The organism is Aeromonas sp. MR19, from assembly GCF_963899305.1.
GTDB classification, from domain to species: domain Bacteria; phylum Pseudomonadota; class Gammaproteobacteria; order Enterobacterales; family Aeromonadaceae; genus Aeromonas; species Aeromonas bestiarum.
In genome coordinates this window covers 84,995-106,691 of record NZ_CAWQWZ010000001.1, presented here as the reverse complement: position 1 = coordinate 106,691, position 21,697 = coordinate 84,995, and the positions used below count along the sequence as shown (strand labels likewise).

Sequence of the window (21,697 nt, the reverse complement as noted above, 5' to 3'; positions counted from 1 at the left end):
GCACAATATATTAACAAAATCATAAATTGAACTTCATTCAATATTGATTGACATAATATCAGAGCACTCGCTCTATTATTTTATTCGTCACTTAATCATCTTTTGGAATATAGATAAAAAAGATATTTCTAATTTAGCAAAATAAATATTAAGCGTTTGGCTGCATGATCCTTATTCCGGTTCATCCTCGGGGTTGGGGATCAGGATCTCGGTTACCCGACCCGTTTCATCGCGGCTCAGCACCAATTGGCGACCCGGTTGCAGATCGGCGGGACCGCCGTTGAGCCAGCGGGTGCCGGCATCGAAGGTGATTGTGCCCAACCCCTGCAATTGCAGCGAGTGACCGGCCACCGCAAGCAAGGGGGCCTGTGCCCGTCGCCAGTGAACGGCCGCAGCTGACTCGGGCGCGAGATCTGTGCGGCGAATATGCTCGGCGACCCCGTCACGACTGAGGATGGCGAGCCGCATGCCGGGTCTGAGCTCGCCTGTGTGGCGAACCCCGCTCAGGCGTGCACTGCCCAGTTCCAGTTCAGCGCCCTGAAATTGCAGGCGAATGCCGTCGTTGTGTTCCAGTTCCACCAGCCAGAGCTCGCCATCGGCGGCCAGGGTGCAGAGCGGCAGTGCCAGCAACAGAAGGGAGGTGCGCGTCATAGCAATAAGCCCATGGTCAAACTCGTGTCGAGGTTTAACTATGGATCTGGGCAGGCCATTTTGCCGGTAGACAATTGAAGCTTATGTTCAGTCGTCCTCGCGGCAGCGGCTCAACCGCATGCCGTCAAACTTGCACTCCAGCTCCAGCCAGCGGCCTTCGAAGGGGGCCAGGCTGTCATCCGAGGTGACATATCCCCAGATACGCCCCTGTGCGACCGGCCCTTCCAGCTCCATCTCATCGTCCTCCTCCAGCGCCTCCACTTCGCGGATCACCCTCAGCTCGCCCTCCATCACCCCTTCCAGATCGACCCAGGTGCCACCGAGATCGTCCTCGCTCAGCCCGTCCTTGAAGCGGGTCCCTTCATCGAGCACGAAGGGAATGCCATTGACCATCAGCTGGCCCAGCTGCCAGGTGGTGCGGCCGGTCAACTTGAACTCGGCCGACTGCGCGGTGCCAAGTGGCAACAAGATAAACAGCAAGAGCGCGCAGAGAGACTTCTTCATCGGGGATCCTCGGGGTTACACTGCCACACAGGATGGCTTGTCCGGTGTGAGACGAGCGTGAAATGCCGGTCAAAACCAGGAGATCAAAACATGAAAATACTGGTGGTGGAAGACAATCCCCAGGTGGCGGAAACCATCATGGATTACCTGGAGCTGGCCGGGCACAGGATGGACTGTGCCTATCACGGTCAGGCAGCGCTGCAACTGCTGGCGCAGCAGCGCTTCGACGTCATCATAATGGACGTCATGATGCCACGCCTGGATGGTCTGAGCACGGTAGAGCGGCTGAGAGCCGACGGGGTATCGACTCCAGTGCTGTTTCTCACCGCCCGCGACAGCCTGGATGACAAGCTGGCGGGCTTTCGGGCCGGTGGCGATGACTATCTGGTCAAGCCCTTCGCCATGGAGGAGCTGGAAGTGCGGCTGCAGGCGCTGGCCCTGCGCGGCCCCCGCAGCGACATGGGGGCGCTGTGCGTGGGCGAGCTGACGCTGGATCCCGCCAGCGGCCGCGCCACCCGGGCCGGGGTCGAGCTCAAGCTCGGCAAGATCCCGTTCCAGATCCTCACCCTGCTGGTGCGTCGCGCCCCCCATCTGGTGAGCCGTCAGGAGGTGCTCGACACAGTCTGGGGCGATGAAGAGCCCGACTCCGATGCCCTGCGCAGCCACATCTATGCCCTGCGCAACGCGCTCGACAAGCCCTTTGCCACCCCCATGCTGGAAACCCTGCACGGTCAGGGCTATCGGCTGGTGACCTCATGACCAAACCCGGAAGCCATGACCGACCAGCGACTGATGACCCCATGACCAAACCCGGAAGCCATGACCGACCGGCGACAGGTGACCCCATGACCCAACCCAGAAGCCATGACCGACCGGCGACTGGTGACCCCATGACCCAACCAAGAGACCATGACCGACCAGCGACTGGCGACCCCATGACCAAACCCGGAGACCATGAGCCATCCCCATCGGGTGACTCAATGGGCCAGCCTGCAGAGGGCCTTGACCAGACACGGCCAGATGCCCAGGACAGCCTGCCCAGCTTGCGCCGTCGCCTGATCCTGACCCTGAGCGGGGCCGGCATGCTGCTGCTGATCATCATCAGCCTGCTGATGGTGGTGGCCGAAGACAAGATGGAGGAGCTGAGCCTGCGTCACTGGCTGGAAGCCGAGGTGACCCGCTACAACGACGACTGGCTGCGGCTCGGCGTGGCGGCCCCCGCCCCCAGCCCGCGTCAGTTCTCCAGCTACTGGACCCAGGCCGGCCGGCTGCCCGCCTGGCTCAAGCCCTATCAGAGCCCGGGCTTCTACGAACATGTGCTGGGGGATGAAGACAAGCACTTCCTGGTGCGGCCCCATCCGTCCGGCGAGGGGCTGCTCTATCTGGTATTCAACGATGACGCCGACGATTACCTTGATCCCTATGAAGACCAGCTGCATCTGGCGACCCGGCTGATCGGGCTGGCCCTGCTGCTCGCCTGCATCGGCTTCGGCATCTGGCTGGTGCGCCACATCACGCGCCCCCTTGAGCGATTGCGTCAACGGGTGGCTCATCTCACGCCGGATCAGGCGGATTTCGTACCCGACGCCCCCTGGCAGGAGCTGCGGGACATAGAGCTGGCGCTGCTGACCGGCAAACACGAGGTGGCCGCCGTGTTCGCCCGCGAACAGGAGTTCAGCCGCTTCGCCAGCCACGAGCTGCGCACCCCCAACATGGTAATCCAGGGGTCCGCCGCCTTGCTCGGCAAGGTAACTGACCTGCCGGCTCCGGCCGCCCGCGCCACCCTGCGCATTCGCGCCGCCGCCGACGAGATGGCGCTGCTCACCGAGACCTTCCTGCTGCTGGGCCGCAAGGAGGCGGTGGAGCGTCCCCCACAACGAGTAGCGCCGCTGATCCAGCAGGAGCTGGCGCGCCTGGCCCCGCTGCTGCAGCGGGAGGAGCTGGATATCCGGCTGCAGCTGGACGAGGAGAGCGAGGCGCTGGCCCCCCTCTCCCTGCTCGCCATTGCGCTCGGCAACCTGCTCAAGAATGCCCTCAGCTACGCCGAGGGGCACATCGACATCGAGCTGGCCGGCCCCGTGCTCACCATCAGCAACCCCACCGCCGCCGCGCCGGACCAAATCCTCGGTTACGGCTGCGGCCTCACCATCATCCAGCGCATCTGCGAGAAGCTGGGCTGGCAGATAGAGACCCGGCTGGAGGGCGGCATCTTCAGCGCCAGACTGGCGATGCGGGAGTAAAAACGACAAGGCGCCCGAGGGCGCCTTGTTCATTGTTTCAACCACCAAAACCGGCCAAGAGGCCGGTTTTGCATTCAGGCCAGGCCCTTACTGACAGGCGCCACCTGTGGGCGACCCTGCAGGCGATCCCAGAGGGCCGCCAGCAGCAGGGCACACAGCGAGGGCGGCAGCCAGGCCAGCCCCTGCTCGTTCAGGGGCAGGGCCAGGCTCCAGGCCGGCAGCAGGTCGGCCAGGGCCGAGGCCTTGAGCCCGTCGATCAGGCCGAACAGCAGGCTGATCAGCATGACAGGCCCCACCACCCGGGTGCCGTTGCCCCACCAGCGCAGGGTGAAGCTCAGCACCACCAGCACTATGCAGGGGGGATAGATGGCGGTCAGCACCGGCACCGAGAGCTGGATCAGGTGGCTCAGCCCCAGGTTCGAGACCAGCATGGAGAAGCCCCCCAGCAGCAACACCAGGGTGCGGTAGGAGAGCGGCAGGTACTGGGCGAAGAACTCGGCGCAGGCGCAGGTCAGGCCGACGGCCGTCACCAGACAGGCGATGAAGATGAGCAGCGCCAGGAAGCCGCTGCCCATGCTGCCAAAGGTGTGCTGGACGTAGGCGTGCAGGATCTCGGCGCCATTCTGGGCATGGGGCACAAGTTCACCGCTCACCGAGCCGAGGCGGAACAGGCTGAGGTAGACCAGGGTCAAGCCCATCCCGGCGATGAGGCCGGCCAGTATGGTGTAACGGGTGAGCAACTTGGCGCTGCTCACCCCGCGCGAGCGGGCCGCGTTGACGATGACGATTCCAAACACCATGGCCCCCAGCGTGTCCATGGTGAGGTAGCCATTGACGAAGCCGTTGGAGAAAGGCTGATGCTGGTAGCTCTCGATGGCAGGGATGGCAGAACCGGCAGGCCACAACAGAACGGCGAGGCCCAGCGCCGCCAGCGCCAGGATCTTGATCGGCGCAAGCACGTGGCCCACTGTGTCGAGCAGCCGACCCGGATAGAGGGAGATGCCGATCACCAGGCTGAAGTAGACCAGGCTGTAGATCAGCAAGGCCGAGCCATCGTCGCCAAACAGGGGCGCCAGCCCCACCTCGTAGGAGACAGTCGCCGTGCGCGGGGTGGCAAACAGCGGCCCCACGGCCAGATAGCAGACGGTAGCGAGCAGCAGCCCGGCCTTGCGGCCGATGGGCGCACTCAGGGCATCCACACCGCCCCCCACCTTGGCCAGCGCCACGACTGTGAGCACCGGCAGACCGACCGCCGTCAGCAGGAAGCCGGCGGCGGCGCTCCACACCAGCTCACCGGCCTGCAATCCGACCATGGGTGGAAAGATGATGTTGCCTGCGCCGACGAAGAGCGCGAAGGTCATGAAGCCCAGAGCGACTATGTCTCTGGATGTTAATTTTTGGTTATTCATGCTGCGTAGTCTGCCTATGACAAGGTAAAATCATGACGGAAGTCGGCGCGAATGGCGTATTCGTGCAAGAAATCCGCAGATAGTTTTATTAAATTTTTATGTTCCGCGACGTGCGAAGGGCGCCAAGTAGAGCGTTTGTGCCACCCGGAGGCAAGTGCGGCACCGCAATCCAGTCACTTCATCCAGAAAATAATTAAGCATTGGTGTTTGATCGTGAGGTGGTGCAATTTTGCAACAGATGATAACGCAAGCATGAGCGCCATTTGCCGCCCTGCTTTGCCGCTTCTTCTGCCGGCCTGGGCCTACTGGAGCCCTCCTTCTTGCGCAGCGCTATGGCCTTCTCCATCCCCTCTTGCTCGACCCCTCGGCAACCTGATTGAGGCGGCGTTGAGCTGCACCGACGGCCAGATCGAGCTCACCCTGGCGGCCCGGCCCCTCACCCGAGCGGCGAGCCAAAAAACGACGAGGCGCCCGAAGGCGCCTCGTCTGTTCCAACCATTCTGGTTGCTGCGATCATTCGGCAGGCTTGTTCTTGCGGCTCGCCTTGAGTTCGAGGAACTCGATGATCTTGCCCGCCACATCCTTGCCGGAGGCCGCTTCCACCCCCTGCAGGCCGGGGGAGGAGTTTACCTCCAGCACCAGCGGGCCACGGGCACTGCGCAGAATATCCACCCCGGCCACATCTAGCCCCATGATCTTGGCGGCCTGCACCGCAGTCGCCCGCTCTTCCGGGCTTATCTTGATCGCCTCGGCGGTACCGCCACGGTGCAGGTTGGAGCGAAACTCCCCCGGCTGGGCCTGACGACGCATGGCCGCCACCACCTTGCCATTGACCACCAGACAACGAATGTCGGCGCCGTTGGCCTCGCGGATATACTCCTGCACCAGGATGTTGTTGTTGGTCTGGATAAAGGCCTCGATCACGCTCTCGGCGGCCTTCTGGGTCTCGCACAGCACAACGCCTATCCCCTGGGTCCCCTCCAGCAGCTTCACCACCAGGGGTGCGCCGCCCACCATGGTGATGAGATCCGGCACGTCGTGGGTGCTGTGGGCATAGCCGGTGATGGGCAGGCCTATGCCGTGGCGTGACAGCAACTGCATGGCACGCAGCTTGTCACGGGAACGGGAGATGGCGACCGAGCTGTTCAGCGCCATGGTATTCATCATCTCGAACTGACGCAGCACTGCGGTGCCGTAAAAGGTGATGCTGGCGCCGATGCGCGGGATCACAGCGTCGTAACTCTCCAGCTCGCGTCCTTCGTAGTGAATGGAGGGGCTGTGGGAAGCAATATTCATGTAGCAGCGCAGGGTGTCGAGCACCTCTACCTGATGACCGCGCGCCTGTGCCACCTCGACCAGACGGCGGGTGGAATAGTTTCTGGGCTCACGGGATAAAATGGCGATCTTCATGAAAATTCCGCTAGAAGGCAGTGCCTGGGCAGGATGGGGCGGGAGAGTATAAGGTGCCACAGCGCCAAGACAACGCCAATTGTTTCTCCTGACAACAAGACAAACCACACAGAACTGCACACTGCAATCCCGTTGTCACCGATATGTCAAACGGCGGCCCTAAGCTGGTCTGTCCACCAGCCCAAGGATGCCGCCGTTTCTCGTCAAAGATCAACCCGTGTCACGGGGAGATCACCCTTCAGTTCAGGTTTGGCCCCAGCCAACGCTCGGCTTCCACCAACGTCATGCCCTTGCGCACGGCATAGTCTTCCACCTGATCCTGCTGGATCTGCGCCACCGCGAAGTATTTGCTGTCGGGATGGGAGAAGTACCAGCCCGACACGGCAGCCCCCGGCCACATGGCGTAGGACTCGGTAAGCTTCATGCCGATGGCCTGCTCTACCCCCAGCAGCTCCCAGATGCTGCCCTTCTCGGTGTGCTCGGGGCAGGCGGGGTAGCCGGGGGCCGGGCGTATGCCGCGATAGTTCTCGCGGATCAGCTCCTCGTTGCTGAGGGCCTCATCCTGGGCATAGCCCCAGTGCACTTTACGCACCTGCTCGTGCAGGTACTCGGCGAAGGCCTCCGCCAGACGATCGCACACCGCCTGGATGAGGATGGCGTTGTAGTCGTCGTGATCGGCCTTGTAGGCCTGAGCTATGACCTCCTCACCTATGCCGCCGGTCACCGCGAAGGCGCCGATCCAGTCCGGCTTGCCACTCTCTTTCGGCGCCACATAGTCCGCCAGACAGTAGTTCGGGAAGCCCTGCTTCTCGCTCTGCTGGCGCAGGTGGTGCAGCACCTTGCGCACTTCGGTGCGCGACTCGTCGGTATAGACCTCTATGCTGTCCCCCACGGCGTTGGCGGGGAACAGGCCTATGATGCCGGCGCAGCGCACGCTTCCATCGCGCTCGAGCTGGTCGAGCATGGCGTTGGCATCGGCAAACAGCTTGGTCGCCTCCTCGCCGATAATCTCGTCTTCCAGGATGCGCGGATACTTGCCTGCCAGCTCCCAGCTCAGGAAGAACGGCGTCCAGTCGATGTAGGGGCGCAGCACTGAGATGGGCACGTTCTCGAACTTTTGCACGCCGGGTTCGCAAGGGGCAGGCGGCTGATAGCCGACCCAGTCCAGCTGATGACGGTTGGCACGGGCGTGGGCCAGGCTGACCGGCTTGGAGCGCGGCTGCTTGCGAGCGTGCTGCTCACGGGCGATTTCGTACTCCTTGTCGATGCGGGCGACGAAGGCGGGCTTGAGCTCTGTGCTCAGCAGGCTCTGGGCCACCCCGACGGCACGGGAGGCGTTCGACACATAGACCACGGGTTCGCTGTAGTTCTGCTCTATCTTGACCGCTGTGTGGGCCTTGGAGGTGGTGGCCCCGCCGATCAGCAGCGGCAGCTTGAAGCCCTGGCGTTCCATCTCTTTCGCCACGTGCACCATCTCGTCGAGAGACGGGGTGATCAAACCCGACAGCCCGATAATGTCGGCGTTCACCTCGCGGGCGGTCTTGAGGATAGTCTCGCAGGAGACCATGACCCCGAGATCCACTATCTCGTAGTTGTTGCACTGCAGCACCACGCCGACGATGTTCTTGCCAATGTCGTGCACGTCCCCCTTCACGGTGGCGAGCACTATCTTGCCGTTGCTGTAGCCGCCCTGCTTCTCGGCTTCGATGTAGGGCTGCAGATAGGCCACCGCCCGCTTCATCACCCGCGCTGACTTCACCACCTGGGGCAGGAACATCTTGCCCGCGCCAAACAGATCGCCGACCACGTTCATGCCATCCATCAGCGGCCCTTCGATGACGTGCAGCGGCTTCTCGGCCCCGGCCCGCGCCTCTTCGGTGTCTTCCTCGATGAAATCGGTAAGCCCCTTGACCAGGGCGTGCTCGAGCCGCTTGCCCACAGGCCAGCTGCGCCACTCCTGATCCCGCGGATCCTCCGCCTGGGCACCGGCGCCGCGATACTTCTCGGCGATGGCCAGCAGCGCCTCGGTGGCATCGTTGTTCAGGTTCAGCACCACGGCCTCGACCTTCTCTTTCAGCTCCGCCGGAATGTCTTCGTAGATGGCGAGCTGACCGGCATTGACGATCCCCATGTCCATGCCGTTCTGGATGGCGTGATAGAGGAAGACCGCGTGGATCGCCTCGCGCACCGGCTCGTTGCCGCGGAACGAGAAGGAGACGTTGGAGACACCGCCCGAGATCATGGCGTGGGGCAGGTGCTGCTTGATGTCCTTCACCGCCTCGATGAAGTCCACCGCGTAGTTGTTGTGCTCGTCGATGCCGGTCGCCACCGCAAAGATGTTGGGGTCGAAGATGATGTCTTCCGGCGGGAAGCCCACCTGATCCACCAGGATCCGGTAGGCGCGCTGGCAGATCTCGAACTTGCGGGCACGGGTGTCCGCCTGGCCCACCTCGTCAAACGCCATGACGATGACGGCGGCGCCGTAGCGACGCAGCAGCTTCGCCTGGGCGATGAATTTCTCCTCCCCCTCCTTCATGGAGATGGAGTTGACCACCGGCTTGCCCTGCACGCACTTGAGGCCGGCTTCCAGCACCTCCCACTTGGAGGAGTCGATCATCACGGGCACCCGGGCGATGTCCGGCTCGCCGGCGATCAGGTTCAGGAAGCGCACCATGGCCGCCTCGGCGTCCAGCATGCCCTCGTCCATGTTGATGTCGATGATCTGGGCGCCGCTCTCCACCTGTTGCTTGGCGACGTCCAGCGCCTCGTCGTAGAGCCCCTCCTTGATCAGCCGCTTGAACTTGGCCGAGCCGGTGACGTTGGTGCGCTCCCCCACGTTCACGAACATGGACTCCGCCGTGATGATGAGCGGCTCGAGGCCGGACAGGCGGCAGGCGACCGGCAGCGTTGGCAAGACGCGAGGACGGATGCCCGCCACGGCGTCGCTCATGGCGCGGATGTGGGTCGGGGTGGTGCCGCAGCAACCCCCCACCAGGTTGAGGAAGCCGCTCGAAGCCCACTCGCGGATGTGCTCCGCCATCTCGCCCGCGTCCAGATCGTACTCGCCGAACGCATTGGGCAGACCGGCGTTGGGGTGGGCGCTGACATGGGTTTCGCTGATGCGCGACAGCTCTTCCACGTACTGGCGCAGCTCGTCCGGGCCGAGCGCGCAGTTGAGGCCGAACGAGATGGGCTTGACGTGGCGAAGCGAATGGTAGAAGGCTTCCGTGGTCTGGCCCGAGAGGGTGCGGCCCGAGGCGTCCGTGATGGTGCCGGAGATCATCACCGGCAGGGCATAACCGAGCTCCTCGAACACCAGATCCACCGCGAAGGCGGCGGCCTTGGCGTTGAGGGTATCGAAGATGGTCTCGATGAGGATGAGGTCGGCTCCACCCTCGATCAGGGCGTGGGTTGATTCGGTGTAGGCGGCCACCAGCTGGTCATAGGTGACGTTGCGCTTGCCGGGATCGTTCACGTCCGGCGAGATGGAGCAGGTGCGGTTGGTGGGGCCCAGGACCCCGGCCACGAAGCGCGGCCTGGTGGGGTCCTTGGCCGTCCACTCGTCCGCCACGGCGCGGGCCAGACGGGCGGCCTCGCGGTTGATCTCGGCGGAGAAGGCTTCCATCTCGTAGTCGGCCATGGCGATACGGGTGGCGTTGAAGGTGTTGGTCTCGAGGATGTCGGCGCCGGCGGCGCAGTACTGATCGTGGATCTCGCGGATCACCCCGGGCCGGGTCAGCACCAGCAGATCGTTGTTGCCCTTGATGTCGGTGTGCCAGTCGGCAAAGCGCTCGCCCCGATAGTCCGCCTCACCCAGCTTGTAGCCCTGGATCATGGTGCCCATGGCACCGTCGATGATCAGGATCCGTTCCTTGAGACAGGATTCCAGCTTCTTCTTTATGTCCGACTTTTTATTCGACTCTATGCTCGACACCGCTCGTTCCTCTTACATCCATGCAACTGCGTGAACTTCATCCTAGCAGCAAACAAATCAAATGGAAATCTAGCCGTCTATCTGTCCGTAATTGCGACCTATATACTCATAAATGGGTAATGAGTAACATGTGACCCCAGAGTACCCTATGCCCGTCCTCAATAGGGATACGTGCTTGCTGTTTACTAAAGAGAAAAATAACTATGAGCGTCTACTACACACTCTGCTTCCTGGCAGCCTTGGCGATCTTCATCGCCTTTGCCAATCAGTATGTTGTGAAGATCCAGACCACCATCGCCATCACAGCCGGATCCATGCTGATCTCCGCGCTGCTGGTGCTGTTCGGTAAGCTGGGCTGGTTCAATCTCGAACCCCTGGCCGTCAAAACCATGGAGAGCATAGACTTCCAGAACTTCCTGCTGAAGGGGATCCTGGGCTTCCTGCTGTTCGCCGGTGGTCTCGGCATCAACCTGAAGGCATTGCGTAGCCAGAAGTGGGAGATCACCATTCTCTCCATAGTGGCAACCTTGCTCTCCACCTTCCTCATCGGCTACGGTTTCTGGTTCATCGCCAAACTGCTGGGCTGGGAACTGCCGCTGGTCTACTGCATGTTGTTCGGGGCCCTGATCTCCCCCACCGACCCCATAGCCGTGCTGGCCATCGTCAAGAAGATGAAGGCGCCACCCCAGATCGCCATCCAGATCGAAGGGGAATCCCTGTTCAACGACGGTGTCGGTCTGGTGATCTTCGCCACCGTGTTTGCCGTCGCCTTTGGCGGGGTTGAACCCACCTTCGGCAGCGTGGCCGGCCTGTTCCTGCATGAAGCCCTCGGCGGCATCTTGTTCGGCGCCGTGCTGGGCCTCATCGCCCACGTGATGATCAGTGCCACCGACGACGGCTCCCTGGAGCTGCTGCTGACCCTCTGCATCCCGACTGCCGGCTTCGCCTTCGCCAACATGATCGGCGTCTCCGGCGCCCTGGCCATGGTGGTCACCGGCATCATGATCGGCAACTGGACCCGCCAGTCCGGCTTCTCCGAGCAGAGCAAGCACCACCTGGATCACTTCTGGGAGTTGATGGATCAGTTCCTCAACGCCCTGCTGTTCCTGCTGATCGGTCTGGCGCTGGTGTTGCTGGAGCTCGCCTGGCAAGACTGGATCCTGCTGGTCATCGCGGTTCCCCTCTGTCTGGCCGCCCGCTTCATCAGCGTGTCGCTGCCCTACATGGCCTTCCGCCGCTATCGCAGCTACAACAAGTTCTCGGTGCGGATCCTCACCTGGGGCGGTCTGCGCGGCGGTCTGGCCATGGCCATGGCGCTGGCGTTGCCCTCCGGCGTCATGATGCTGCCGGAACACGGCGTCGATCTGCGGGAAGTGATCCTGGTGATGACCTACTCTGTGGTGATGTTCTCCATCGTGGTGCAGGGCATGACCATCACCCCCATGATCACCGCCGCCAAGAAGGCCACCGGCGACTATTGAGTCACCCGCTGACCCCGGTTGGCATCATGCAAAAGGGCTCCCGACGGGAGCCCTTTTTGTGGCTGGCGATACTGAAAAAAACGGATTTGAGATAAAATCACCAAATAATTGTTTGCTTTTTATTCATATCGAGGAGAGAATGCGCACCGGCTAGTTAATCAGCCCTGTTTATGTTCGCAATGCTTCAACGTTAGATGAATCCTGCCAGTACCTACATAACCTTCCTCTGATTTACTCGCCTCGAGAACCGTCAGGCTGTCTGCCTGCGTTGCCCGGCTCTCACGGCGCAGACCCGTTCTGCCCACCCAATTTGATTTATGCATCAGCATATTCCTTGACAGTGCAGACGCCCGTGACTCGGGCTGGGTATTCCTGCGCGCTTGTCGACCCTGGCGGTTGACCGCGCCCATTAACCTGAAATTTGCAAAAACAAGGAGCAAACACTTAATTTATATAGAGAAATACCATGATGAAAGCCATACATACACACAAGCCCCTGCGTCGCAGCAAACCCATCAACCTGCCTCCACAAGAGCAGGATTCCGATGCGTTCCTGATCCAGTTCAGCACCCGCTTCAGCGGCGGTTTCGCCATCTCCTGTGATGGTATCGCTGGCGAGTTCTCCATCGAAGACCTCAACTGATCCTGCCTGCCAACCGGCAGCGCCCGATGCAGACAGGCCGCAACTCACGGCGGCCTCTTTGTTTCACCTCTTGAACTTAATTTCTCCCGCACCAGCGCCACTCACAGCGCCTTCCATCACAGACTGTCAGCCACGCCTCGCCGTTGCACGCTTCAGACCGGACAGGTTTGAGTTCCGACCGCCTCCAGCAGCAGACACTCATCAGCATCCTCGCTCAGCTTGACCAGACGACTGCGCACCAGCCCCAGCTTGGCCAGCAGTGCCACCGATCGCTCGTTGCCCGGGGTGACGATGGCGATCACTCGCTCTATCCCCAGCCTCTCCCGACCATCTTGCAGCGCAGCCTGCGCCGCTTCTATGCCGTAACCCTGACCCCGATAGGCGGGCAGGAAGGCATAGCCTATGTCCTCGCAGGGCAGGGTATCGCGCTTGATAAGGCCGCAGATGCCGAGCTTGGCCTCATCGCTCCTGCGCACGACCAGATAGAGGCCGTGGCCATGACGGGCATAGCTGACGGCAGGCCCCTGCTGGATGTAGTTTTCGGCGTCGAGCAGGGTGCGTATGCCGCGATCACCGATATAACGGTGAAAGTCGCTGTCGTTGAGCAATTCGAGAATGAAGGGGGTATCGGCTGTGGTCAGTTCGCGCAGCAGCAGGCGCTCGGAGAGGATCATGGCAAGGACTCTTTTCAACAAAAACAGGCCCTCAAGACTGCCCCTGCTCCGCCTCATTGGCAAGGCAAACCCCATGAAAAAGGGCCGCAGTGCGACCCCGATAACAGGATGAGCAGGCTCAGGCCGCCAGCAGACCCGCATAGCCATTGCCCTGCTCGCGCAAGGCCATGAACACGGCGGCACAATCCGGCCAGGCCAGACCGAGTCGCTCGGCCACCTGGACGGGCCACTCGGGCGGCGCCTCCTCCCCCACATCCGACTGCGCCGCCAGCACTATGCCCAGGTGGATCAGCGCAGCCTCGGCAGAGAACTCCTTGGCCAGCAAGGGGTTGTAGTGATACTCCACCGCATGGCAGATGCTGAGGGGAAATTGCCAGCGCCTGGCCATCTCGGCCCCTGTCTGGGCATAGTTGAAGCCTACCACCAGCTCCTCGGCCTTGGCGCGCCCCTTGCTGGGCTCCAGATCCTTGATGTGGTTCACCATGTTCTCCGGCAGTCCCACATGCATGATGAGCCGCCCCATGTCATAGAGCAGGGCGCAGGTGAACACCTCCTCCCCCTTCATGCCCTTGAGCTTGGCGAGCCGTCTGGCCAGCTCGGCCACGTCGAACACCTTGCCCCAGAAGTGTTTGAGGTCGATGCCGGGCACCGCATTGATGGAGCCTGTCAAACCGCAGGCCAGCACCATGTTGCGCACCACATCGACCCCGAGTCGCACCACAGCCTCGTTGACGGTGGCGACCTGGCGACTGCCGCCAAACTTGGCGGAATTGGCCAGCCGCAGCAGCTTGGCCGAAATGACGGGATCCTTGTTGATCTTCTTGGCGATCAACAGGATATCCGGTTCCTTCTCACTGAAGGTCTGCACCAGATCGCGCATGACTTCGGGCACATTGGGCAGATTTTGGGGCTTGGATAACAGCGAGTCTATGGTGGGCATCTTGATATCCGTCCATGCAATTTTATGATGTCTTTCGTTTGCCGACAGCAAACCCTCAGTAAGTATGGGTAACAAAAAGCGGCCTCACAGGAATGTTTTTATCGACATATTTCAATGTGTTAATAGCATTGTGGCTATACTGGCACCCTTTATGACATGACGAGGAAGTTGAACATGAGCGAACCCACCGAGTTCTTTGACGAACAAACCCTGCTGGAAATGGTCGACAACCAGCTGATCGATGGTCACCCGTTGCAGGTCAAGGCGACCCTGATGCGGCTGGTGATGAAGGGCACCCCACGGGAAGAGGCGCTGCAATACATCGCCTGTGCCCTGGGCGCCGAACTGATGGCGATGGAGGCGGAACAGGGTCCCTTCAACCTCGAGCGTTACGCCCAGTTTCTGGACTCCCTGCCCGAGATGCCCTGGGCCGAATAAACGCGCTTGCCAGCCGATTGCGGCCCGGCCGCAGGCCTGGCCCCGTTAGGCAAGCCGCACCGCCAGCCATTATCATTACTGCCATTGCACATGAGGGGAGCAAGGCTATGCGCTGGCAGAATCGCCGTGAGAGCAACAATGTTGAAGACAGGCGCCAACAGGGCGGCGGTGGCGGGCTTCCCATCGGCGGCAAGGGTCGCCTGATCCTGCTGGTGGTAGTCATGGTGGCCGGCTACTACGGGGTGGACCTCTCCCCCCTGCTCAGCGAGCCGACGACCCAGAGCCAGCCCCAGCGTCAGGAGGTGTCTCAGCCGGCCAAGGATCCCCTGGCCAAGTTCACCTCGGTGATGCTGGCCTCCACCGAAGATGCCTGGGGCGAGATCTTCCAGCAGAGCGGCAACCCCTATCAGGCCCCCAAACTGGTGCTCTATCGCGGCGCAACCCGCACCGGCTGCGGTCAGGGCCAGTCGGTGATGGGTCCCTTCTACTGCCCGGCGGATCGCACCGTCTACATAGACCTCTCCTTCTATCAGGAGATGCGCGACAAGCTGGGAGCCGACGGCGACTTCGCCCAGGGCTATGTGGTGGCGCACGAGGTGGGTCACCATGTGCAGAACCTGCTCGGCATAGAACGCAAGATGCGCCAGCAACAACAGGGGCTGAGCCGCGCCGAGCAGAACAAGCTGTCGGTCAAACTCGAATTGCAGGCCGACTGCTTCGCCGGCGTCTGGGGCCACTACATGGAGCGGGAACAGGTGCTGGAGCATGGCGATCTGGAAGAGGCGCTCAACGCCGCCCAGGCCATAGGTGACGACCGCCTGCAACAGCAGAGCCAGGGCCGGGTGATCCCGGACAGCTTCACCCACGGCAGCTCGGCCCAGCGTTACGCCTGGTTCAAGCGCGGCTTTGACAGCGGCAAACCCGCCAGCTGCAATACCTTCGCCGCCCGCTAGACGCCAGGAAAAAAGGGCCGGCTCCTGACAGGAGCCGGCCCTTTTGCCAACCGCAAGACGGCGATCAGAACTGGGAGTCGACTATCACCTCTTCCCCCAAAGCGCCAGCCAGCGGCAGCGGCCGGTAGGTGGAGTTGGCTGCCCGCAGCAGGCGTATGCCGCGCACACCCACGGCCTGCGCCGCCTTGATATCCCCGTCCGCATCGCCGTAGAAGATCTTCATCTGTTTATCCTTGAGCCACTGCACCTTGGTGTTCTGACCCGGTTGATCGCCGGCGAAGATCACCGGATTGAGCCGATCGGCCGGGATCCCCATGGTCTGCTGCAGCGTCTGGCTCACGGTTTCGGTCTTGGTGGCCGAACGGCCGGTGACGAAATAGATTTGATCGCCGCGCTTGAGGTGCATGGCGATCAGCGCCTTGCCCACCTCTTTCGGCACACTGAACGCATCCCAGCCGTTGTTCATCTTCTCCCAGAAGGCGGGATTCTTGAGGTAGCTCTCGTCGTTGGGCGAGAACTCCTGCTTGCCGCGATAGAAACCCGGGCTGGAGAAGAGCAGGGTGTCGTCGATGTCGAAGCCCACCGCCATCGGCGGTAGGCCATCCAGACTGGCGGCAATCTGCGCCACCGACACCCAGTGAATGGGCGCCTGCTGGGCCAGAGTCACAGTCGTGACACCGGTCGGGCTGGTCACGGCCTGATCGGCCAGGGCGGGCAGGCTGAGGGTTGCGGCGAACAGGGAGGCTAGCAGGGCAAGACGGGGGAAAGCGGGCATGGTACGACTCGTGACGTGAATAAAACAGGGTGCCAATCCTGCCCCATGCTGTCGACCGAAACCGTGAAACCGGCCACAAAACGGAACCAGGTGACTCGCGCCAACCGGTATTTTCCACGCGGGATGAACGCCAGGCGCCGCGTGAATGTGGCCTCATCCGAGCGATCGTCACATCTGATCGCCACCAGCCCCTTTTGACCCTTAATTCAGGCCTAAAGAGCCCGCGTGAGCTATAACTGCTTAACACCCTTTATTGATATCAACATCAACGACATTCTCTCACTGGAGATGCCATGGACGCACACACCTCTGCCCATTCCACCAAGACCGGCTCAGCATCATCCCCTCACCAAGCCCAGATGGACGCCATCGACAAGATGCTGGCGCGGCTCGAACTCTCCCCCGACGGGCAGATCCTGGACGCCAACCCGCGCTTTCTCGCCCTCATGAACTATTCGCTGGACGAACTCAAGGGCCAGCACCACGAGGTGCTGCTCTCACGGGATAAAGCGCAATCCCCATCCTATACCGCCTTCTGGGAGGCACTGCGCAGCGGCCAGCCACAGGAGGGGGAGTTCCACCGGCTGGACAAGCAGGGGCGGGATGTGTGGACCCTGGGCACCTGCAGCCCGATGCTGGATGCACAGGGCAAGCTGATCCGGATCATCGAATACGCCATGGATCTGACCGAACAAAAGCAGCTCAACGCCAACTTCGAGGGACAGATCAATGCCCTGAGCCGGGTCATGGGCAAGGTGGAGTTTTCCCTGGATGGCACCATTCTGGATGCCAACTCGCGCTTTCTCGACATAGTGGGCTATCAGCTGGAGGAGCTGAAGGGTCAGCACCACAGGTTGCTGGTCGACCCGGATTACGCCCAGTCGCCCGATTATCGCGCCTTCTGGGAAACATTGCGCCGCGGCGAGTACCTGGCCGGCGAGTTCTGCCGGCTCGGCAAGCAGGGCGAGGAGGTCTGGATCCAGGGATCCTACAATCCGGTGCTGGATCTGAACGGCAAGCCCAGCAAGATCGTCAAGTTTGCCACCGACATCACGGCCCAGGTGGAGCAGCACCGTCAGCTCAAACGAGCCATGGAGGAGGCGGAAGAGGCCGCCAGGGTGCGCGAGGAGCTGCACAAGTCGCTGCAGGAGATGTCGACCCCGGTCACCCCCATCTGGGACGGCATCCTGCTGCTGCCGCTGGTGGGGATCATAGACTCCATGCGTACCGCCGACGTGATGAACAAGTCGCTCACCAAGATTGCCGAGACCCGGGCCCGGGTCTTCGTGCTGGACATAGCCGGCGTCGCCACCGTGGATACCGGGGTCGCCAACCAGTTGATCAAGATCACCAAGGCGACCCAGTTCATGGGGTGCGAGGCCATCATCTCAGGGGTCTCTCCCGCCATCGCCCGCACCATGGTGGAGCTGGGGGTCTCGGTCGGCGATATCCGCACCACGGCGACCCTGAGGGATGCCTTCGAAATTGCCCTCAAGCGGGTCGGATCCACCCTCTAGGAGCCGACCATGACCATGCAGCTCAACAACGATCTGGGCATAGCCAATGTGGCTGACTGCGTCGTGGTCAGCATGCGTCCCGATCTCGGTGACGACGGCATGCAACTGCTGATGCAGACCCTCTCCCAACGGCTGGTACAGGGCCGTCAGCGCGCCGTGTTGCTCGACTTCTCCGGCGTCATGCTGCTCGATCACCACGAATTCAGACAGGTGTGCAAGCTGGCCGACGTGTGCCGCCTGCTCGGCGCCATCTGCCTGCTGGTCGGGTTGAATGCTGGGATCGCCGCCTTTCTGGCGCTGGCCGAGGCGCAGCCGGGACAGCTGCGCTGCTTCATCGACATGGACGATGCCTTCGCCCATGTCAATCGCCTCAAGGCCGAGGAGTAAATCCCATGCAACTGGAACAGACAGCGCAGGAAGCCAGGTATCCGTTGCGCCACGACATCGACCTGCACCTGACGGTGATGGCGGTGCGTCGTCTCCCCTTCATCGCCAGCCTGTCCGAGGTGGACCGCGCCATGCTCTCCACCGTGGTCTCCGAGCTTGGCAGCAATATCCTGAAATACGCCACGAAGGGGGAGATCACCCTGGCTCTCAATCACCCCAAGGGACGCCCCTGCATCGACATCATCGCCCGTGACAAGGGGCCCGGCATCCCGGACGTGCACCAGGCCATGCAGGATCACTACAGCACCTCGGGCACGCTTGGGCTGGGGCTGCCCGGCGTGCGGCGCATGATGTCCGAACTCACCATCAGCACACCGCCCGAGGGGGGCACCCTGGTACAGGCCCGCAAGTGGCTCGGGGCGGCACCCTCGATGGCCCGCGTCACCCTGCCCACTCAGGTGTCGAACACCCGCGCGCTGACACTGGAGTGGGCCAGCGAGAACCGGCCCTGCTATCCGGAGCGGGTCTCGGGCGACTTGGCCTTTATTCGCCCAGGCCCCGACGGGGTCTCGTTGGTGCTGATCGATGTGAGCGGCCACGGTGCCTCGGCCAACAAGCTGGTGCAGATCCTCGAGGAGGCGCTGCACAACAGCCAGGAGCAGGAGCCTGCCCGTCTGCTGCACCTGCTCCACCAGCACTGCATCGGCACCCGGGGAGCCGCCGCCGGCGTGGCGCTGATCAATGGCGAACGCGGCGAGCTGAGCTATGCCGGCATCGGCAATACCCGCATCTGCCTGCGTGGCCACGAGCCCTGGCGCGGCATCTCCCGCGACGGCGTGCTGGGGGAGCGTTTCCCAACCCCCTTGCTGCAACGTCAACCCATAGTGCCGGGGGATGTGGTGATGCTCTACTCGGATGGCATCAGCGAATCACTCAACCTGCGCGACGGCGCACTGGAACTGGGGGCGGATCCCGCCACCCTGGCTCGCCAGGTCATAGCCCACAGCGGCCGCAGTACGGACGATGCAAGCTGCATAATATTGCGGGTGCAACCGGAGGAGGAAGGCTAGATGCAACAGCTGATAGGTGACATTCGGATCTCTGGCCCGGCGGCGGCCCTCACCGCCAGACGCAAGGTGATCCAGGTTCTCACCTGCATCGACAAGAGCCCCACCTTCGTGGCCCCGCTGGCGGGGGCCACCTCGGAGCTGGTGCGCCAGCTGGCGGCGACGACCGGCTGGCTGCAACTGCGGCTGTGGCTGGAGAGCAAGACGCAGGAGCTCTGGCTCTCCCTGGCCGCCGATGAACCGCTGCAACCCGGTTCACCCGGCACCGCTCATGGCGCCATACGGCTGGTATCTCACTCGGGCAGTGCCATCGCCCTGGTCTGCCACCTGCCCCACTGGCCGGATGACGGCATGCTGCAACAGATGCAGCAGCAGTTCGCCGAGCCGACCCGGGAAGAGCTGTTCGCCGTGATGCAGACCAAGAATCAGGAGCTGGAACAAGCCTATGAACTGGCGGAGAGCGCAACCCGGGCCAAGAGCGACTTTCTCGCCAACATGAGCCACGAGATCCGCACCCCCATGAACGCCATCCTCGGCATGGCCCACCTCGCCCTGCAAACCCGGCTCGACCCGCAGCAGTTCGACTACGTGGGCAAGATCCAGCGCTCCGCCCAGCACCTGCTCGGCATCATCAACGACATCCTCGACTTCTCCAAGATAGAGGCCGGCAAGCTGGATCTGGAGCGGATCGAATTCGATCTCGACCATGTGCTGGAAAACCTAGCGACCCTGGTGGGCGAGAAGGCCGAGGCCAAGGGCATAGAGTTGCTGTTCGAGGTCGACCACCAGCTCGATACCCTGCTCTATGGCGATCCGCTGCGCCTCGGCCAGATCCTGATCAACTACGCCAACAACGCGGTCAAGTTCACCGAGCAGGGCGAGATCCTGGTCAAGGTCAGCTGCCTGGAGAAGCTGCCGCAGGAGGTGCTGCTGCACTGCTCGGTGCAGGACACGGGGATCGGCATGAGCCAGGAACAACAGCAGCGGCTGTTCCAGTCCTTCCAGCAGGCAGACAGCTCCACCACCCGTAAGTACGGTGGCACCGGCCTCGGACTCGCCATCTCCCGCAAACTGGCTGGGCTGATGGGAGGCGAGGTGGGGGTGCAGAGCGAACCGGGCCAGGGCAGCACCTTCTGGTTTACCGCCCGCCTTGGCCGGGGCAGGTACAGATCCCGCTACCTGCCCAGCCTGGATCTGCGCGGCCGCCGCATGCTGGTAACCGACGACAGCGCCAGCTCCCGCACCATACTGGCCGCTCTGCTGAGCAGCATGAGCTTCGTGGTGGACACCGCAGAGTCTGGCCAGCAGGCGCTGCAGATGATCGCCAGCGCCGAGCAGGAGGGGAGACCCTATGAGGTGGTGCTGCTGGATTGGCACATGCCGGGGCTGGATGGCATAGAAACGGGTCGCCGCCTCATCGCCCGCGGCTTCACCCAACGCCCCTACCGGGTCATGGTGACGGGTTACGGACGGGAGGAGGTATTTCGCGAGGCGGAGGCCGCCGGATTTGACCGGGTACTGGTCAAGCCGGTGTGCGCCTCAGTGCTGTTTGATACCGTCATAGGTCTGTTTGGCCAGCAAGCCACGCCGGTCGCCTTCAAGTCACAACAACCGGCCCACAGCTACCGCTTCGACGGGCTCACCATACTGCTGGCGGAAGATAACGAGCTGAACCAGCAGGTGGCGCGGGAGCTGCTGCGAGCGGTCGGGGCCAAGGTCGACATAGCCGCCAATGGCGCCATCGCCCTGAAGATGGCGGAGCAAGCGCACTACGACCTGATCCTGATGGACATGCAGATGCCGGTGATGGACGGGCTGGCCGCTACCCGGCTACTGCGCCTGCAGGAGCGCGAGGGGCATCACATCCCGATCCTGGCGATGACGGCCAATGTCATGGCCGGCGATCGGGAGCGCTGCCTGGAGGCTGGCATGGATGACCACATCGCCAAACCCATAGATCCCGACAAGCTTTATGCCGCCCTGCAGCGCTGGGCGACCTCCTTCAGCCGTGAAACCGGGGGGCGGATCAAGTCCTCGGTGACCCAGCGCGAGGAGCCCTTGCAGGCGCAGTTGCAGGCGCTCGGGTTCAAGGCAGAGACAGCACTGCAGCGCCTGATGCATAACTGGGAGTGGTATCGGGACCTGCTGCGCCGCTTCGCCCAGCAGGGCGTTCAACCCATGCAGCATCTGATCGCCGCCCTGCAGAACAACGATAGCGAAGAGGCGCATCGGCAAGCCCATACTCTCAAGGGCATAGCCGCCACCCTGGGCGCCGACCCGCTACGGGACATAGCGGCCCGGCTGGAGAGTGCCATCGCCCGGGGAGACGATGCCAGCAGCCTGTTACCCCTGGCCGAGCAGGGGTTGCAGATGCAGCAGCAACTGACCGATGGCTTGCTCCCCCTGCTGCCCCCCCAGGCCTCCCCGGCTCGACCCGAGCTGCCGCAACCGGACATAGCGTCCGTACTGACACGGCTGACCCAGTTGCTGCTGGAGGATGATGCCGAGGCCTTCATCCTGTTCCAGCACCATCAGGCCAGGCTCGCCCCCTTGCTGGAGGAAGCCGCACCGGCCATGGCCAGCGCCATGACCCGGTTCCGCTTCACCGACGCATTGGCACATCTGCAACAAGTCCGGGCCCTCAAGCCCGATCTGTTCAACCAAGAGTGAGGGC

The 21,697-nt window shown here is 62.4% G+C and carries 18 protein-coding genes; 10 read left to right on the top strand and 8 right to left on the bottom strand.

Translation table 11 applies throughout. The features are described 5' to 3' along the window. Positions 1 to 171: 171 nt before the first annotated feature. Together AACQ95_RS00490 and AACQ95_RS00485 are read right to left on the bottom strand one after the other, a co-directional pair. Positions 172 to 651: a hypothetical protein gene (locus AACQ95_RS00490; protein ID WP_241280162.1), complete on the bottom strand. Its 480-nt coding sequence runs from the start codon at positions 649 to 651 to the stop codon at positions 172 to 174. Positions 652 to 738: 87 nt separating this feature from the next. Continuing rightward, positions 739 to 1,155: a hypothetical protein gene (locus AACQ95_RS00485; protein WP_043134934.1), complete on the bottom strand. Its 417-nt coding sequence runs from the start codon at positions 1,153 to 1,155 to the stop codon at positions 739 to 741. A gap of 90 nt (positions 1,156 to 1,245) precedes the next feature. Here AACQ95_RS00485 and AACQ95_RS00480 point away from each other — a divergent pair, with 90 nt between their 5' ends. Further along, positions 1,246 to 1,914, top strand: a complete 669-nt coding sequence (locus tag AACQ95_RS00480) for a response regulator transcription factor (protein ID WP_241280160.1) — start codon at positions 1,246 to 1,248, stop codon at positions 1,912 to 1,914. Between the two features lie 221 nt (positions 1,915 to 2,135). Then, a complete protein-coding gene (locus tag AACQ95_RS00475) occupies positions 2,136 to 3,395 on the top strand; it encodes a sensor histidine kinase (protein WP_241280158.1) in 1,260 nt (419 codons plus the stop codon). 74 nt (positions 3,396 to 3,469) lie between these two features. Here AACQ95_RS00475 and brnQ read toward each other — a convergent pair whose 3' ends face one another. The 3 genes from brnQ to metH form a co-directional block, all read right to left on the bottom strand. Then, the gene (gene brnQ / locus AACQ95_RS00470; protein ID WP_098980951.1) at positions 3,470 to 4,804 is read right to left on the bottom strand and encodes a branched-chain amino acid transport system II carrier protein; all 1,335 of its coding nucleotides are present in this window, start codon (positions 4,802 to 4,804) and stop codon (positions 3,470 to 3,472) included. 513 nt (positions 4,805 to 5,317) lie between these two features. Next, a complete protein-coding gene (gene rimK, locus AACQ95_RS00465) occupies positions 5,318 to 6,214 on the bottom strand; it encodes a 30S ribosomal protein S6--L-glutamate ligase (RefSeq protein WP_043134929.1) in 897 nt (298 codons plus the stop codon). A gap of 238 nt (positions 6,215 to 6,452) precedes the next feature. Continuing rightward, positions 6,453 to 10,148: a methionine synthase gene (gene metH, locus AACQ95_RS00460; RefSeq protein ID WP_241280157.1), complete on the bottom strand. Its 3,696-nt coding sequence runs from the start codon at positions 10,146 to 10,148 to the stop codon at positions 6,453 to 6,455. Positions 10,149 to 10,351: 203 nt separating this feature from the next. On the opposite strand from metH, the gene AACQ95_RS00455 reads away from it, so the two are divergent. Further along, positions 10,352 to 11,629: a cation:proton antiporter gene (locus AACQ95_RS00455; RefSeq protein ID WP_103471759.1), complete on the top strand. Its 1,278-nt coding sequence runs from the start codon at positions 10,352 to 10,354 to the stop codon at positions 11,627 to 11,629. A gap of 466 nt (positions 11,630 to 12,095) precedes the next feature. Next, positions 12,096 to 12,272, top strand: a complete 177-nt coding sequence (locus tag AACQ95_RS00450; protein ID WP_098980954.1) for a hypothetical protein — start codon at positions 12,096 to 12,098, stop codon at positions 12,270 to 12,272. A 152-nt stretch (positions 12,273 to 12,424) separates the two neighbouring features. Here the strand turns inward: AACQ95_RS00450 and AACQ95_RS00445 are convergent, their stop codons facing one another. Continuing rightward, entirely contained in the window at positions 12,425 to 12,946 is a 522-nt protein-coding gene (locus tag AACQ95_RS00445; protein WP_241280155.1) for a GNAT family N-acetyltransferase, read from the bottom strand. A 118-nt stretch (positions 12,947 to 13,064) separates the two neighbouring features. Beyond that, positions 13,065 to 13,886 (bottom strand): HDOD domain-containing protein, encoded by an 822-nt coding sequence (locus AACQ95_RS00440; RefSeq protein WP_043134925.1) that lies wholly within the window; start codon positions 13,884 to 13,886, stop codon positions 13,065 to 13,067. A gap of 174 nt (positions 13,887 to 14,060) precedes the next feature. On the opposite strand from AACQ95_RS00440, the gene AACQ95_RS00435 reads away from it, so the two are divergent. Together AACQ95_RS00435 and ypfJ are read left to right on the top strand one after the other, a co-directional pair. Continuing rightward, positions 14,061 to 14,324 carry a hypothetical protein gene (locus tag AACQ95_RS00435; protein ID WP_043134924.1) on the top strand — a complete coding sequence of 88 codons (264 nt, stop codon included), beginning with the start codon at positions 14,061 to 14,063 and terminating at the stop codon, positions 14,322 to 14,324. A 107-nt stretch (positions 14,325 to 14,431) separates the two neighbouring features. Then, positions 14,432 to 15,277, top strand: coding sequence for a KPN_02809 family neutral zinc metallopeptidase (gene ypfJ / locus AACQ95_RS00430; RefSeq protein WP_241280153.1), 846 nt, complete (start codon positions 14,432 to 14,434; stop codon positions 15,275 to 15,277). Between the two features lie 64 nt (positions 15,278 to 15,341). Here the strand turns inward: ypfJ and aphA are convergent, their stop codons facing one another. Next, entirely contained in the window at positions 15,342 to 16,052 is a 711-nt protein-coding gene (gene aphA, locus AACQ95_RS00425) for an acid phosphatase AphA (protein WP_241280151.1), read from the bottom strand. Positions 16,053 to 16,345: 293 nt separating this feature from the next. Between aphA and AACQ95_RS00420 the strand changes: the two genes are divergently transcribed. Genes AACQ95_RS00420 through AACQ95_RS00405 form a run of 4 tightly spaced genes read left to right on the top strand, consistent with a single transcriptional unit; the run spans position 16,346 to position 21,693 of the window. After that, positions 16,346 to 17,569: a PAS domain-containing protein gene (locus tag AACQ95_RS00420; protein WP_241280150.1), complete on the top strand. Its 1,224-nt coding sequence runs from the start codon at positions 16,346 to 16,348 to the stop codon at positions 17,567 to 17,569. 15 nt (positions 17,570 to 17,584) lie between these two features. Beyond that, entirely contained in the window at positions 17,585 to 17,956 is a 372-nt protein-coding gene (locus AACQ95_RS00415) for an anti-anti-sigma factor (protein ID WP_098984970.1), read from the top strand. 5 nt (positions 17,957 to 17,961) lie between these two features. Then, a complete protein-coding gene (locus AACQ95_RS00410; RefSeq protein WP_241280149.1) occupies positions 17,962 to 19,026 on the top strand; it encodes an ATP-binding SpoIIE family protein phosphatase in 1,065 nt (354 codons plus the stop codon). Continuing rightward, a complete protein-coding gene (locus AACQ95_RS00405) occupies positions 19,027 to 21,693 on the top strand; it encodes a response regulator (protein ID WP_241280148.1) in 2,667 nt (888 codons plus the stop codon). It abuts the gene before it with no gap. The last annotated feature ends 4 nt before the right edge of the window (positions 21,694 to 21,697 follow it).